13 protein-coding genes are annotated in these 14267 nt (G+C 67.2%); 8 read left to right on the plus strand and 5 right to left on the minus strand.

Features of this window, described 5'->3' with window-relative positions:
* Positions 1 to 53 precede the first annotated feature (53 nt).
* The gene (locus tag GII31_RS04705) at positions 54 to 809 is read right to left on the minus strand and encodes an SDR family NAD(P)-dependent oxidoreductase (protein WP_260840312.1); all 756 of its coding nucleotides are present in this window, start codon (positions 807 to 809) and stop codon (positions 54 to 56) included.
* Positions 810 to 811: 2 nt separating this feature from the next.
* A complete protein-coding gene (locus GII31_RS04710) occupies positions 812 to 2116 on the minus strand; it encodes a cytochrome P450 (protein WP_213247261.1) in 1305 nt (434 codons plus the stop codon).
* Between the two features lie 233 nt (positions 2117 to 2349).
* Here GII31_RS04710 and GII31_RS04715 point away from each other — a divergent pair, with 233 nt between their 5' ends.
* The 3 genes from GII31_RS04715 (at position 2350) to GII31_RS04725 (ending at position 4812) form a co-directional block, all read left to right on the plus strand.
* Positions 2350 to 2988: a TetR/AcrR family transcriptional regulator gene (locus GII31_RS04715; protein WP_213247263.1), complete on the plus strand. Its 639-nt coding sequence runs from the start codon at positions 2350 to 2352 to the stop codon at positions 2986 to 2988.
* Positions 2989 to 3244: 256 nt separating this feature from the next.
* Positions 3245 to 3664: a Zn-ribbon domain-containing OB-fold protein gene (locus GII31_RS04720; protein ID WP_213247265.1), complete on the plus strand. Its 420-nt coding sequence runs from the start codon at positions 3245 to 3247 to the stop codon at positions 3662 to 3664.
* Positions 3661 to 4812, plus strand: coding sequence for a thiolase family protein (locus GII31_RS04725; protein ID WP_213247267.1), 1152 nt, complete (start codon positions 3661 to 3663; stop codon positions 4810 to 4812). The genes GII31_RS04720 and GII31_RS04725 overlap by 4 nt, the downstream gene beginning before the upstream one ends.
* Positions 4813 to 4889: 77 nt before the next feature.
* Here the strand turns inward: GII31_RS04725 and GII31_RS04730 are convergent, their stop codons facing one another.
* The gene (locus tag GII31_RS04730) at positions 4890 to 5486 is read right to left on the minus strand and encodes a helix-turn-helix transcriptional regulator (protein WP_213247269.1); all 597 of its coding nucleotides are present in this window, start codon (positions 5484 to 5486) and stop codon (positions 4890 to 4892) included.
* A 98-nt stretch (positions 5487 to 5584) separates the two neighbouring features.
* On the opposite strand from GII31_RS04730, the gene GII31_RS04735 reads away from it, so the two are divergent.
* Together GII31_RS04735 and GII31_RS04740 are read left to right on the plus strand one after the other, a co-directional pair.
* Entirely contained in the window at positions 5585 to 6508 is a 924-nt protein-coding gene (locus GII31_RS04735; RefSeq protein ID WP_213247271.1) for a TetR/AcrR family transcriptional regulator, read from the plus strand.
* A gap of 169 nt (positions 6509 to 6677) precedes the next feature.
* Positions 6678 to 7769 (plus strand): YncE family protein, encoded by a 1092-nt coding sequence (locus tag GII31_RS04740; RefSeq protein WP_213247273.1) that lies wholly within the window; start codon positions 6678 to 6680, stop codon positions 7767 to 7769.
* A 46-nt stretch (positions 7770 to 7815) separates the two neighbouring features.
* On the opposite strand, the gene GII31_RS04745 is transcribed toward GII31_RS04740, so the two are convergent.
* On the minus strand, positions 7816 to 9324 hold the full coding sequence (locus GII31_RS04745) for a glutamate--cysteine ligase family protein (protein ID WP_213247275.1): 1509 nt from the start codon (positions 9322 to 9324) through the stop codon (positions 7816 to 7818).
* Between the two features lie 77 nt (positions 9325 to 9401).
* Here GII31_RS04745 and GII31_RS04750 point away from each other — a divergent pair, with 77 nt between their 5' ends.
* Both GII31_RS04750 and purF read left to right on the plus strand, forming a co-directional pair.
* A complete protein-coding gene (locus GII31_RS04750; protein ID WP_213247277.1) occupies positions 9402 to 9788 on the plus strand; it encodes a sterol carrier family protein in 387 nt (128 codons plus the stop codon).
* Positions 9789 to 10011: 223 nt separating this feature from the next.
* A complete protein-coding gene (purF, locus tag GII31_RS04755) occupies positions 10012 to 11577 on the plus strand; it encodes an amidophosphoribosyltransferase (RefSeq protein ID WP_213247279.1) in 1566 nt (521 codons plus the stop codon).
* Position 11578: 1 nt separating this feature from the next.
* On the opposite strand, the gene GII31_RS04760 is transcribed toward purF, so the two are convergent.
* Positions 11579 to 12712, minus strand: a complete 1134-nt coding sequence (locus tag GII31_RS04760) for a rhodanese-like domain-containing protein (RefSeq protein ID WP_213247281.1) — start codon at positions 12710 to 12712, stop codon at positions 11579 to 11581.
* Positions 12713 to 12854: 142 nt separating this feature from the next.
* Between GII31_RS04760 and GII31_RS04765 the strand changes: the two genes are divergently transcribed.
* Entirely contained in the window at positions 12855 to 14207 is a 1353-nt protein-coding gene (locus GII31_RS04765) for an NtaA/DmoA family FMN-dependent monooxygenase (RefSeq protein ID WP_213247283.1), read from the plus strand.
* Positions 14208 to 14267: the final 60 nt, after the last annotated feature.

Consider the following 14267-nt stretch of genomic DNA (forward strand, 5'->3'; position numbering starts at 1 on the left):
GTCCCGTGCCGCTCGTGGGTCTGTCGACGGTGGTCATCGGGATCCCCGGGTGATCAGATGTACCAGCCACCGTTGACGCCGATCACCTGTCCGGTGATGAAACCTGCCTGCTCCGAACACAGGAAGGCGGCGGCGGCGGCGATGTCGTCGGGTCTGCCCGTGCGCCGCACCGGCGTCATCATGGCCAGATCGTCGAGTTTGGGCAGCAGACCGGCCTCGACGGCGGTGTCGGCCATCGGGGTGGCGATGATCGACGGCGGGATGGTGTTGGCGGTGATGCCCTGCGGGGAGAACTCGAACGCCAGTGCTTTGGTGAGGGCGATGACGCCGCCCTTGGAGGCCACATAGTGGCCGCGGTCGGGGGCGCCGGACTGCGCGCTCGACGAGGAGATGGTGACGATGCGGCCCCAGCCGCCGGCCTGCATGTCGGGGATCACCGACTGGGTGGAGTTGAAGGTACCGGTGAGGTTGACCCCGATCACCCGGTTCCATTCCTCGGCGGTGATGTCGGTGAACGGGGTCTGGGCGTCGATGCCGGCGCTCGTCACCAGAATCTCGACGGCGCCGAACTTTTCACGGACCTGTCCGACGGCCTTGTCGACGCTGGTCCGGTCGGCGACGTCGACGTGCAGGCCGATCGCCTCGCCGCCGGTGGCCACGATCGAGGCGGCGACCGTTTCGGCGCCGGTGGTGTTGAAGTCCAGGACCGCCACCCGATGTCCGGCCGCGCCGAGCTGTTCGGCGATCGCCGCACCGATGCCCGAACCGCCGCCGGTGACCACGGCGACCCGGCTTTTGTTGTTGCTCATGATCATTCGCTTTCGGTGGGGGTGAACTCCAGGTGCAGCTCGGTGAGTCCACGCAGGATGTAGGTGGGTTCGAAGTCGTACCGGCGGTCACCCTCGGGGCCGTGGTGCTCCTCGGAGATGCGGATATCGGTCATCCGGTCGAGGAATTTCTCGATGGTCACACGGCCCTCTGCGCGGGCCAGGGGGGCGCCAGGGCAGGAATGGATGCCGCGGCCGAACGCCAGCTGCTCGCGCACATTCTCCCGCTGAATATCGAATTCGTTGGGTTCGGTGAAGGTTTCGGGGTCGCGATTGACCGCACCGGGGCAGATCATCACCGTCGAGCCGGCCGGCACGTCGGTGCCGCCGAGCGTGGCGTCGCGCACAGCCACCCGGAAGTCGCTCTTGACCGGGCTCTCCAGCCGCAGTGTCTCCTCGATGAACGCGGGAATGAGGCCGCGGTCTTCGCGCAGTTTCTGTTGCAGGTCGGGGCGTTCGCCGATCACTCGCAGTGCCGCGGTGATCAGTTTGGTGGTGGTCTCCTGGCCGGCGGCGAACAAGAACGTGGCGGTGCGCACCACCTCGACGAGTTCGGGAACGGTGCCGTCACGGTAGGTGGCCTGGGCGAGCAGTGTCAGCACGTCGTTGCGTGGCGTTTCGCGCCGGTCGGCGAGGTAGGCGGTGAACTTGTCATCGAGCCACTGCAGCGGATTCTCGGCCATCACCTCCTTGTCCAGGGCCCCGGGCCGGGCACCCTTGCGGGGTGAGCCGAGGACGGTTCGGAACTCGTCGTGGTCCTCTTCGGGAACACCGAGCAGATCCGCGATCGTCAGCAGCGCGAACGACTTTCCGTAGTGGGCCATCAACTCGCACGAACCGGTGGCGATGAACTCGTCGATGAAGTCGTCGGCCAGGCGCGTCATGAACTGCTCGTTCTCGCTGATGCGCTTGGGGGTGAGCAGGCGGCTGAGCAGACTGCGGGCGCGGGCGTGGTCGGGCGGATCCATGGTGACCATGTGTTCGTGCAGTGGCAGTTCGGTGCGATGGGCCGCGATCTGCTCGCTGATGTCGCTGCCCTCGGGGGTGAACGGCAGACCGGGGAACGGCCCGGATACCGAGATGCACGAGGAGAAGTTATCCGGGTCCTTCAGGACGGTGACCGCCTCGGCGTGGCCGGTGACCGCGAAGACGCCCATATGCGATTCGCGGGTGACCGGGCATCGGCTGCGCAGTTCGTCGAAGTACGGGTACGGGTTGGGAACGAGTTCCTGGGCGGTGAAGAAGTCCAGGTCACCGATTGCACTGTCGTGGTCTTTGAGCTCACTCAAGGCTGTCTCCTCTGTCCGAATTATTCTCTGCCCATTGGGATATGGCAGAGATATTTCACGACGGCCGCGGGCAGTGCGGTTCGTGATGCGGGGGCTGGATTCCGCAGAGTCGAAACGCTGAGCAGTCGCACAGCAATGTGACTAGGATTACCAGCAACTCACAGTGCGGTCAAGATCACTTTCGGTGAGTGGTCCGCGGTGATGCGCGGTGCGGCAGGAATGGAGGTGCCGGCATGGTCGGTGAACGTCGGATCGGTGCGCGGGACGCGACCAGTAGGGCCGCCTTGCTTGATGCGGCCGAGCGATTGATGGTCGAAAACGGCTATGCTGCAGTAACTTCCAGAAGAATTGCCGAAGAGGCCGGGCTGAAGCCGCAGCTGGTGCACTACTACTTCCGGACGATGGACGAGTTGTTCCTGGAAATGTTCCGGCGCCGGGCCGCCGAGGGGGTCGGGCAACAGCGGATGCTGCTCGATTGCCCACAGCCGCTGTGGGCGCTGTGGCAGTTCAGTACCGACCCCAGGGTTGCCGCATTCACCACCGAGCTGCTGGCGCTGGCCAACCATCGTGAGGAGCTGCGCGCCGAGATCGCGAGATATTCCGCCGAACTGCGTGTCGAGGCGCAGGCGATGATCGCCAAGGCCCTTGCCGCTTCGTCGAGCCGGTTCGGTGAGATCCCGCCCGCTGCGGCGATCGTGGTGCTCACAAGCGTGTCGCGGGTGGTGATGATGGAGCGGTCGCTGGGCTTCACGGACGGTCATCGGGAAACCTTCGAGTTCATCGAGTTGATCCTAACTGAGTTGGAAGGTGCTCCACGGCAGCACTATTCGCCTCCGGCAATGCCGCTTCCCGCGCTCGGGGGCGAGGACTGAACCCATGTCTGTCGTGCCGGCTCTGGGCGGCGGCCGTATGAGAATCATATTTCCATCATACGAGAACATGCGATACATTGGGAGAGAATCAGAGACTCAACCCGGATATGGGGCTTTCTCGTGTCAGAGGCTCCCCGTGTGTCGCGGGTTGCGCGGTCCCCGATCCCCTGTACTGCAGCCACTGCATCGCAGAACCCCGTATCGAAGAATCCCTGTATCGAGAACGCCCGTATCGAAGAACCCATGGAGGGACGACATGCCCAAGGCGCTGGCGCCGGACATCTCCACCTGGCCCGACGAGGCTCCGCAGCTCATCGGAAGCCGCTGCCGAGAGTGCGAGTTCGTGACCTTCCCGACGCAGAAACGCTGCCCCGGCTGCAGTGCCGCGTCGATGGCCACCGAACTCCTCCCGCGTACCGGCACGCTCATCGCGTGGACCGTGCAGGCATTCCCGCCGGGCGCGCCCTACGTGGGGCCTGTCGGGGAGGACTTCGAGCCGTTCGGTGTCGGCCTCGTCGAACTCGACGGCGTGGTTCGGGTCGAAGGCCGCCTCACCGAGAACGACCCGTCGAAGATCGCATTCGGTCAGCGCGTGGAGCTGACGATGATCCCGTTCGCCACCGACGATGACGGTGATGATATCTATACCTTCGCATTCAGGAGCATCGCATCATGAGCAGTGACAACTCGGTCGCCATCATCGGTGTGGGCCTGCACCCGTTCGGCCGATTCCCCAAGACCGCGATGGACATGGGAGCCGAGGCCATCGACCTCGCGCTCGCCGACGCCGGCCTGCGATGGAAGGACATCCAGTTCGGATTCGGCGGCAGCTATGAGATCTCCAACCCCGATGCCGTCACCCGCCTCGTGGGCCTGACCGGCATCACCTTCACCAACGTGTTCAACGCCTGCGCCACCTCGGCCAGTGCCATCGCACAGACCGCGGACACCATTCGGCTCGGCACCTACGACATCGGCATCGCCGTGGGCATGGACAAGCACCCTCGTGGGGCGTTCACCGACAATCCGGCGAAACTTGCTCTGCCGCAATGGTATGCCGAGAACGGCCAATTTCTCACCACCAAGTTCTTCGGGATGAAGGCCAATCGGTATATCCACGACCACGGCATCTCGCAGCGCACCCTGGCCCGCGTGGCCGCCAAGAACTTCCGCAACGGTGCGAAGAACCCGAACGCCTTCCGCCGGACACCGATCGGCGAGGACGACATCCTCAACTCGCAATCGGTGAACTATCCGCTCACCCAATACATGTTCTGCTCACCCGACGAGGGCGCCGCGGCGGTGATCATGTGCCGCGGCGACATCGCGCACAGGTATACCGACAAGCCGGTGTTTTTGCGGGCCAGTGAGATTCGTACCCGCCGGGCCGGGGCGTACGAGGTGCACGCCACGTCGGCGCCGCTCGATGAGGACCTCTCACCCACGGTGTACGCGGCGCGTGCGGCGTACGAGCGGGCGGGCATCGGGCCCGAGGACGTCGACATCGCGCAATTGCAGGACACCGACGCCGGTGCCGAGGTGATCCACATGGCCGAGACCGGACTGTGCAAAGACGGTGAGCAGGAACAACTCCTGGCCGACGGCGCCACCGAGATCGGCGGCTCCATCCCCGTCAACACCGACGGCGGCCTCATCGCCAACGGCGAACCGATCGGAGCCTCGGGCCTTCGGCAGATGCACGAATTGGTCAAGCAGTTGCGTGGTGAATGTGGTGACAGGCAGGTCCCGGGCAACCCGCGCGTCGGCCTGGCCCAGGTGTACGGCGCTCCCGGCACGGCCTCGGCGACGATCGTCTCGCTGTAGACCGTCTCGCTGTAGACCATCTTGCGGCGGACCGTCTCGCGGTGGACGGCCGTACGGGGGTGTACCCCGGGACGGAGTCAGCTGGCCGTCGAGTCGGCGGCCGGTTGCTCGATCCAGCCGTCGGCCATCAGCTCGATGAGTAGTTGCGACTTGTTGTTCACCGTGCGGCCGGCCTGTGTGTAACGCCCGGCGGCCCTGCGGAAGTGGGAGCGTACCGTGCTCTCGGAGATGGCGTGGCGGCGGGCCGTCTGGTAGATGGTGGCGCCGAGCGCGTAGGTGGTCATGACCTCGCGTTCGCGCCGACCGAGATGGACCCGGTCGGTCGTCTGCCCGGGTGCCGTGCAGTGGATCGCGAGCACCTCGCGCAGCAGATCAGCCGAGTCGGCGGTGTCGGGCAGGTAGGTGACGTCGGCGTCGGCGGGGCCGTCGATACCGATGCCGACGAGCGCTGCCGCCGGGGCGAGCCGCCGCGCGGAGACCAGTTGGGCGGCCGCGCGCACGACGACGACCCGGCAGTGCGGGAACAGGGCGGCGCCGGACTCGGCGGCGACGACCCGATGTCCGAACGACTCGATCAGGGCGACCAGCGCGACATCGGCGAAATCGTGCTGCTCGACAACCACGACATCGCAGGAGACGGGCAGTGCGTGTACGCGCGTGTCGGTGCTGGTCATGGCTTCTCCCTCGTCGCCGGTGTCGATTCCGGCGGATAGCGGACCACGCCAGTATGCTCAATGAACATTGAGTACGCAATGTTCAAATGGGAAGAGGCATGGCCGACGAACCAGGCGTGAGCAGGTCAAAGATCAAGCGCAGGCCGCGGATGAACCCGGCCGAGGTGCGGCGGCGTGCGCTGGCCACCGCCGAACAGATGGTGCTCTCGGACGGTCTGATGGTCAGCATGGACCACATCAGCCTCGAAGAGGTGATCGTGCGGGCGCAGGTGTCGCGCAGCGCCGTGCACCGGATGTGGCCGCGAAAGGAAGCGTTCTTCGCCGACCTGCTGATCCGGCTCGCCGAACGCAACGAGCTGTCCCCGTCGGTGTTCGACCCGCAAACCCTGTCCGTCGCCATCGCCGCCCTCCGCGCCGACATCGATCGGCTGGCCACCGCCGACGGCCGGTTCGCGCTGCTCGTCGAGATCTGCCGGCAGGGCGCGATCCGCAACTTCGAGGCCAACCTGGCCGAGGAGTCGTGGTATGCGTTCGTCGTGCTGTCGGCGACCGGAATGTCGTTCGACGACGAGGTGCGAACGACGCTCAGCGCCAAGCTCGCCGCCTCCGAACGGAACTATGTCGACGGGATGTCCAGGTTCTACGCGCTGGTGCTGCCGATCCTCGGTCGCCGGATCAGGCCGCAGTTCGCCGCGCCGATACCGGACGGGGCCGGCGAGTACCTGTACCTGGCGGAGGTGTGCTCGTCGGCGATTCAGGGGCAGGTATTGCGGGCCGGGCTGACCGGCGGCAACCTGTTGCCCGACCTGCGCGTGCCCACCGACGACGTCGACCCGTTCGGCACCGGTGTGCCCAAACCGTGGACCGGCCCAGCCCTGACCTTCACCTCGACCCTGATCGCGATGACCGAACCGATCCCGGGCCACGTCGTCGACCGTGACCGGACCGAACGCCGGATCACCGCCGCGCTCGAGTACGTCGAGGACGCGCGCGCCGCCCGGGACCCCGACGACCGGGCCTGACGGCCTGCCCCGCCCGCATAATCGAGGAGTCGGCGGCCTGAACGCCTCACACCCGGATGCTGACTATTAATGCTGACTATTAAGTTAAGCTAACCTCCGATCTGGCGTGCCGATCGTGGCCGAACACGCGCGGTGTCCCAGGTAATACGACCTGAGGCGAGAGGCATTCATGCGTTCGAGACCGATCATCGTGGCTGTGCTCGGTGTACTGGTGGCGCTGCTTCCGGGGCATATCGCGCCGGTGTACGCCGCACCGGCCTGGACATTCTCGGTCGGCCAGGCGCCGACCGGCCTCACCACCGCGGGCCAGCTGGCGCTCGACCAGAAGCGCGGACGGTTCTTCATCACCAACAACACGTTCCCTGTGCAGACGGAGAAGGGGATCTCCTTCCCCGACGCGCGGCCTCGGGTCGCGGTGTTCAGCACTTCCGCGCAACGCACGGTGCGCACCATCGACCTGTCCGGCCAGCCGCCGGGCGTCTACCATTACGGACCGCTGCCGGTGCCGATGGCCCAGATCCCCGACGGCATCGCCCTGGACACCACCAATCGCCGGGTGGTGACCACCAACGCGCACTCCGAGGGCATCACCGTCTTCGGCATGAACGACAAGGCGGTCACCGAGAAGAACCTGATCCCCGTTCCCGGTGGGCATCCGATGGGTGTGGCCACCGACAACGCAGGTCGCGCCTGGGTGGCGCTCTACTCCCAGGACACGATCCTCGTCCTGGATACCGCCACCCGCCGTGTCGTCGGCAGGATCAACGCCTTCCATCCCACCCTGATGGCGTTCGACGCCAAGCGTCACCGTCTGTATGTGGGCAACAACGACTACGACCGCAAGAAGCGCAACTTCCTCACGGTTCTGGACACCCGGACCAATCGGATCATCACACAGATCCCGACGACGCCGAACGCCCGGCCGGCGATCGACTCGGCGACAGGGCGGATCGTCACCGTGAGCTTCATCAGCGGTCAGGTCCAACTCATCGATCCGGACTCGTTGACGGTCGTGGCCACCCGCGAAACCGGCGCGACGCCGTCGTCGGTTGTGGTCGATGCGCAGCGTCGGCTCGTGTACGCCACGACATTGAAGGGTAAGACGCTGTACGTGTTCGACGCGGACTCGTTGAAGGTGGTCGCCACGAAGGCCATTCCCGGTGAGATCCATACTCTGGCGCTCGATCCCGGTCCGGGCCTGGTCTACGGCACCCAGAACGAGAAGGCGACGATGATGGTCGTGCGTCCGGCCCGGGGCTGAACGGCCGGGTGATCACAGCGGCCGGGTGATCACAGCGGCCAGGTGATCACAGGGGCCAGGAGTGGACGGGCTCGCCCTCGTGCATGAGGGCGAGGTAGTCGCGCAGCATGCCGTGCAGGGCGTCGACGCGGCGCTCGCCCGCCCGCTCGCGGGCGGCGACCGCGTTGCGCTGCCACACCGCCCCGGTCTGCCTGCACAGACAACGGCCTTCAATCACCGACAGATAGCGGGTGCGGGCCTTGCCGCTCACACCGTAGGTGCGCAGCCCGTCGTCGACGATGGGCAGGAGGCGGCGCAGGGTGAGTTCGTCGGGGCGCACCCAGCCGACCGTCGGCCAATACAGTTGCGCGTTGATGCCGTCGCGGGCACCGGTGTGCAGGTTCTCGTCGGCGGCGTCGAACGACATCTGTGACCAGAGCGGGCGGTCGGCATCGACCAGTCCGCGCACCAGGCCGTAGTAGAAGGCGGCGTCGGCCATCGTGTCGACGACGGTCGGCCCGGCCGGCAGCACCCGATTCTCCACACGCAGGTGGGCTTTGCCGTCGATGACGTCGTATACCGGACGATTCCAGCGGTACACGGTGCCATTGTGCAAGCGCAGTTCGTCGAGCGTGGGAATGCGGCCGGCATCGAGTTCGGCGAGTGGATCGACGTCGGTGGACACCGGCAGCAGCGCCGGGAAATAGCGGGTGTTCTCCTCGAACAGGTCGAAGATGGTGTTGATCCATCGTTCGCCGAACCACACCCGTGGGCGCACCCCCTGATTCTTGAGTTCGAGCGGTCTGGTGTCGGTGGCCTGCTCGAACACCGGGATCCGGCTCTCGTGCCAGAGTGCCTTGCCGGCGAGGAACGGCGAGTTACCGGCCAGTGCCACCTGGATACCCGAGATCGCCTGGGCCGCGTTCCAGTGCGCCGCGAAGTCCTCCGGCGCCACGCGCAGGTGTAACTGCAGCGACGTGCACGCCGCCTCGGGCAGGATCGAATCGGAGGTGATGTGCAGCCGCTCCCGATTCCCGGACTCGGACAACGGCACCCCGGTGATGTCGATGTCCATGTCCTCGCCGCGTGCGGCGAAGATCTGCTCGTTGAGCAGGTCGTAGCGGGGGTTGGCCGAAATCCAGTGATGGGCGAAGTGTTCGGTACTCAGCGTGGGCAACATTCCGATCATGGCCAGATGGTTGCCGGTGGCCGAGGCCCGCGCCTCGGCCCGGTTCAGCGACGTCCGCAACGCCTGTTCCAGCGAGATCGTGTCCTGGTCGACGAACGGCCGGGGCGTCACGTTGATCTCGATGTTGAACTGGCCCAGCTCGGTCTGATAATCGGGGTCGGCGATCGCGTCGAGCACCGTCGCATTCGCCTTCGCCGGATTCATGGCGGCGTCGACGAGGTTGAGTTCCACCTCCATCCCGAGCAGTGGTTCGGGCGGACGGCCCTGATCGGTGAACAGGCCCTCCGACAGCATTCGGGCGATCGCGTCGGTGCCGCGGCCGACCTGGGTGCGGAAGCGCACCCTGTCGTCGCCGGTGAAACCGCGCGCGGACACATCGGTACCCATCCGTCGATTCTGCCCGATACGCCGGAGTCGGCACCCCGGAACGGGCACGGCGGGGTGGAACGGGGAAGCTGAGGACCATGGCAGCACGGAAAACAATCGATCAGGCCGCGGCGCGGGCCGCGGTCATCGCCGTCGCCGACTGGGCGCGGGCCGCGGACCTATCCGAACCGGACCGGACCGGACTCGCCGCGGCGGTGCGGATGTCGGCGCGGACGCTCGCCCAGATCGCGCCCGGTTCGTCGGTGGAGGTGCGGGTGCCGCCGTTCGTGGCGGTGCAATGCATCGAGGGGCCCCGGCACACGCGCGGGACCCCGCCGAATGTCGTCGAATGCGATCCGCGGACCTGGCTGCGGATGGTGATCGGGGAGTTGTCGTTCGCCGACGCGGTGAAGGACGGTGCGGTGAGCGCGTCCGGCTCGCGGGCCGCGGAGGTGGCCTCGTGGATGCCGCTGTTCCCGGTGTAGGGCGGTCCGGCATCCGGGGCAGATGGTGTCCGGACGTGGTGAGATCGTGGACCAGGTCCTGTTATGGCGTCAGTCACATGTCGAAGAAGCCGCAGGTACCAGGTGTTCTCCGAGGTGGCGGGCGGGACCGCGCCACGCTCGGCGGTGTGTCGGGAATTGGCGTGTCGGCGGTACCGGAACGTAAACTCGGTGGTGTCTGACCCGCCGGCCTCTGGGGAGTGCGATGACCGACCTGTCGATCGACAGCAAGAACCTGATGGCCGCTGCGCCCGCATGCGGCGGGCATATCAGCGACGAACCCGAGAACGAGCCGCGCGAGGAGTGCGGCGTTTTTGGTGTCTGGGCCCCCGGCGAGGACGTCGCCAAGCTCAGTTACTACGGCCTGTACGCCCTGCAGCACCGCGGGCAGGAAGCCGCGGGCATCGCCGTCGGCGACGGCTCGCAGGTGCTGGTGTTCAAAGATCTCGGCCTGGTCAGTCAGGTATTCGACGAACAGACCCTCGGCGCGATGAGCGGGCACGTGGCCGTCGGTCACTGCCGCTATTCCACCACCGGATCCACCACCTGGGAGAACTCGCAGCCCATCTTCCGCACCACCGCCGCGGGCACCGGTGTGGCGCTCGGACACAACGGCAACCTCGTCAACACCGCGCAACTCGCCGCCCGCGCCCGTGAGCTGGGCGTATCCGGTGGTCCGGCCACCTCCGACTCCGACGTCGTGGGTGCGCTCCTGGCGCACGGGGCCGCCGACAGCACGCTGGAGCAGGCGGCGATGGAACTGTTGCCGACGCTGCGCGGCGCGTTCTGCCTCACCTTCATGGACGAGCACACCCTGTACGCCGCCCGCGATCCGCACGGGGTGCGCCCGCTGTCGCTGGGCCGCCTCGACCGTGGGTGGGTGGTCGCCTCGGAGACCGCCGCGTTCGACATCGTCGGCGCGTCGTTCGTCCGTGATATCGAGCCCGGCGAACTGCTGGCGATCGACGCCGACGGTGTGCGGTCGCAGCGATTCGCCGAGGCCACCCCGCGTGGTTGCGTATTCGAGTACGTCTACCTCGCCCGGCCCGACAGCGTCATCCACGGCCGGTCGGTGAACTCGGCCCGCGTCGACATCGGGCGCCGGCTGGCCCGCGAGAACCCGGCGACCGGCGACCTGGTGATCCCGGTGCCCGAATCGGGCACTCCCGCCGCTATCGGCTTCGCGCAGGAATCGGGTATCCCGTACGGGCAGGGCCTGATGAAGAACGCCTACGTCGGCCGCACCTTCATCCAGCCGTCGCAGACCATCCGGCAGCTCGGCATCCGGCTCAAACTGAACCCGCTGCGCGAGGTGATCCGCGGCAAACGACTCGTCGTGGTCGACGATTCGATCGTGCGCGGCAACACCCAGCGCGCTCTCATCCGCATGCTGCGTGAGGCCGGGGCCGCCGAGATCCACGTGCGGATCGCATCCAGTCCGGTCCGCTGGCCCTGCTTCTACGGCATCGACTTCGCCTCACCGGCCGAACTCATCGCCAACGGCATGGAGTCGGAGGCGGGCATGGTGGAGGGTGTGCGGCAGGCCATCGGCGCCGACTCGCTCGGCTATATCAGTGTCGACGGCATGGTCGCCGCGACCGAACAGCCCCGCGCCCAGCTGTGCGCGGCCTGCTTCGACGGCGACTACCCGATCGAACTGCCCAAGGAGACCTCGATGGGCAAGGCGGTCCTCGAACAGATGCTCGCCAACGCTGCCGGTGACCCGCTGACGCAGGCCAACGACAACGTCAGCGCCATCATGCGACCCTGACCTACCCGGCCTGTGCGCTGCCGGCTGTGGCCGGTTCGAAGTCGTGCAGCACGACGGCGATCTCGAAGCCACGCCGCTGCAGCCAGTGCGCCACCACCGCGGCGCGGGCGCCGGTGAGGTCGTCGACGAGGACAACGCGGGCGCCGCGCACCGCGATCGCCCGGAATGCGACACCGAGCAACTGGCCGCCCTCCACCGAGACCGATCCGTCGAGATGTCCTTCGGCGTACTCCTCCGGCGTGCGCACGTCGATCAGATAGGTGGTGCGGTCCGTATCGGCCAGCCACCGTGCGGCGGTGTCCGGATCGATCTGGGCGAAGCTGTCATCGCCGGCGATCGAGCGGACCCGGTCGGCCGCGGTCTCGCGGGCCTGCTCATCGACCGGCCGGTAGGTGGCGGTCGCGCCGGTTTCCAGTTCCGAGCCGGACGCAGTCCACGCCTTGGTGCCGTCGTACAGGAACGAGACCCTGTTGGGCACCCCGGCGTCGATGAGCGTCTGTGCCCCGATGATCGCCCGCGGCAACCCGGCGCACGACACCACCACGTGGGTGTCCGCAGACGGCACCAGGTCCCCGAACCGCAACAGCAGTTCGGCACCGGGGACGGCGACCGCCCCAGGCACATGCCCGGCGGTGTACTCGGGCACCGTGCGGGTGTCGAGCACGACCACGTCATCACCGCGTTCGCGGAGTTCCTTGAGCTCGTCGGCGGTCACCGAGGGCGTACCGCGCTCGTCGCGGATCGCGAGCGAGAAGTCGCGACCGGGGATGTCGAAGGTGGGGGAGTCGTTGCCGCCCTGGGCCTCCCAGGTGGCGATCCCGCCGTCGAGGGCGACGACGGCCGACCACCCGTCGGTGTCCAGTTCCCCGGCGAGCCGCTGCGCGGCGCCGTCGCCGCCGTCGACCAGCACCGTACGAACGGCCTTGCGCGGGATGAAACGACCGATCGCGGAGGGTAATTCGTCGGCGGGGAGATTGGTGGCAGCGAGCGGGGAGGCATAGCCGACGGCCTCGCGGTCGCGGACGTCGATGACGGCTAGCTCTGCGCCGTCGGCCAGCCAGTCGCGCAGGGTCGGGGCATCGATGGTGTGTGGCACGTGATCGGCCTTTCGTGGTGTCCGGAGATTCCGGGTCATTGAAAACTCCCGTCGCGGATGCTGTCGATATCTCCGATCGTGGTGAGTATTCCTGTGCCACAATGAGTTTTAAGATTGCCTTTTATGTTCGTGAAGTCGATATAGGTGGATGTACGCCGAGTGCGGTGCAAGCCTGTGGAGCATGTCACGGTTGAATCTCGCGGTCGCGGTCCACGGCACCGGATCCGGTGCGCTCTCCTGGAAATGGCCGGGAACACAATGGAATCGGTTCAACGATTTCGCCTTCTACCGGAGGTCGGCGGAGATCGCCCGCAGCGGGGTGATCGATGCCGTCTTCGTCTCCGATCACCCGGCGCTCTCACGCGACGCGCACCGCGCACCCACCCATGTCTTCGACCCGACGGTGCTGTTCGCCGCGATCGCCGGCGCCGTACCGGACATCGGATTCGTGCTCACCGCGTCGTCGACCTACAGCGCGCCCTACGACCTGGCCCGCAAACTGGCCTCGCTCGACACCATCTCCGGCGGCCGGGTGATCTGGAACGTGGTGGCCAACTTCAACCCCGACATCGCCGCCAACTTCGGCTCGGCACCGCTGCCGGACCGGGCCGAACGGTACCGCCGCGCCGACGAGTTCATCGAGGTCGTCAAGAAGCTGTGGCTGAGCTGGGACACCCCCACCGGGGACGTGCCCGACGGGCCGCTGTGGGACGAGACCACTGCCCGCACCATCGATCACCACGGTGACCTGTTCGATGTCCGCGGACCGCTGAACGTACCCGTCGGCCCGCAGGGACACCCGGTCATCTCCCAGGCCGGCGGATCCCCGCGAGGCATCGACCTGGCCGCCCGGCACGCCGAGATCGTCTACGCCGCGATCCTGTCGAAGGCGGAGGCCGATACCTACCGCAGGAGGCTCGCCGAACGTGCCGTGGTGCACGGCCGCTCCGGCGGCGACATCAGGTTGCTGCCCGGCCTCGGCGTGGTGCTGGGCGACACCACCGCCGAGGCGTACCGGCGCCAGGAGGCGCTCGAGGGTGCGGGTGACGAGGACGCGCTGGTGGCGCAGTTGCTCACCCGGCTGCGCAAGAACAACCCGCTCCTGCCCGCCGACGTCGACGCGGACCGGCCGCTGCGTCCCGAATGGTTCACCTCCACCGACGACCAGGGCAGGCCCATCGGATTCACCCAGGCGCTGCACGATGTAATCGCCGAGGAGGAACTCACCGCCCGCCGGCTCGTGCGCCGGGTGGGGCCGGCAGGTGGGCACCGGGTGGTTGTCGGCACACCCCGCGAGGTGGCCGACGACATCATCGACTGGTGGTCGGGCGGGCATGTCGCCGGATTCAACGTTCACCTGCCGCTGCTGCACGAGGACCTCGATCGGTTCGTCACCCAGGTGGTACCGATCCTGCAGGCCGAAGGGGTGTATCCCACCGCGTACGAGGAACCGACGATCCGTGGCCGGTTCGGGCTGCCGACGCCCGCGCCGGTATCGGGTGGGGCCGCCCTGCCGGACCTGGCCGTCGGCTGACAGCGGGGGCCGGATCGAAGTCACCACCGGCCACGATGCGGTCGGGAAGGGGGAACTCGG

The sequence above is a fragment of the Gordonia pseudamarae genome (assembly GCF_025273675.1).
GTDB lineage: Bacteria > Actinomycetota > Actinomycetes > Mycobacteriales > Mycobacteriaceae > Gordonia > Gordonia pseudamarae.

Coding starts and splice junctions, on each gene's coding strand:
- GII31_RS04705 (WP_260840312.1), bottom strand. CDS start 809: ATGAGCAACAACAAAAGCCGGGTCGCCGTGGTCACCGGCGGCGGTTCG.
- GII31_RS04715 (WP_213247263.1), top strand. CDS start 2,350: ATGGTCGGTGAACGTCGGATCGGTGCGCGGGACGCGACCAGTAGGGCC.
- GII31_RS04720 (WP_213247265.1), top strand. CDS start 3,245: ATGCCCAAGGCGCTGGCGCCGGACATCTCCACCTGGCCCGACGAGGCT.
- GII31_RS04725 (WP_213247267.1), top strand. CDS start 3,661: ATGAGCAGTGACAACTCGGTCGCCATCATCGGTGTGGGCCTGCACCCG.
- GII31_RS04730 (WP_213247269.1), bottom strand. CDS start 5,486: ATGACCAGCACCGACACGCGCGTACACGCACTGCCCGTCTCCTGCGAT.
- GII31_RS04735 (WP_213247271.1), top strand. CDS start 5,585: ATGGCCGACGAACCAGGCGTGAGCAGGTCAAAGATCAAGCGCAGGCCG.
- GII31_RS04740 (WP_213247273.1), top strand. CDS start 6,678: ATGCGTTCGAGACCGATCATCGTGGCTGTGCTCGGTGTACTGGTGGCG.
- GII31_RS04745 (WP_213247275.1), bottom strand. CDS start 9,324: ATGGGTACCGATGTGTCCGCGCGCGGTTTCACCGGCGACGACAGGGTG.
- GII31_RS04750 (WP_213247277.1), top strand. CDS start 9,402: ATGGCAGCACGGAAAACAATCGATCAGGCCGCGGCGCGGGCCGCGGTC.
- purF (WP_213247279.1), top strand. CDS start 10,012: ATGACCGACCTGTCGATCGACAGCAAGAACCTGATGGCCGCTGCGCCC.
- GII31_RS04760 (WP_213247281.1), bottom strand. CDS start 12,712: ATGACCCGGAATCTCCGGACACCACGAAAGGCCGATCACGTGCCACAC.
- GII31_RS04765 (WP_213247283.1), top strand. CDS start 12,855: ATGTCACGGTTGAATCTCGCGGTCGCGGTCCACGGCACCGGATCCGGT.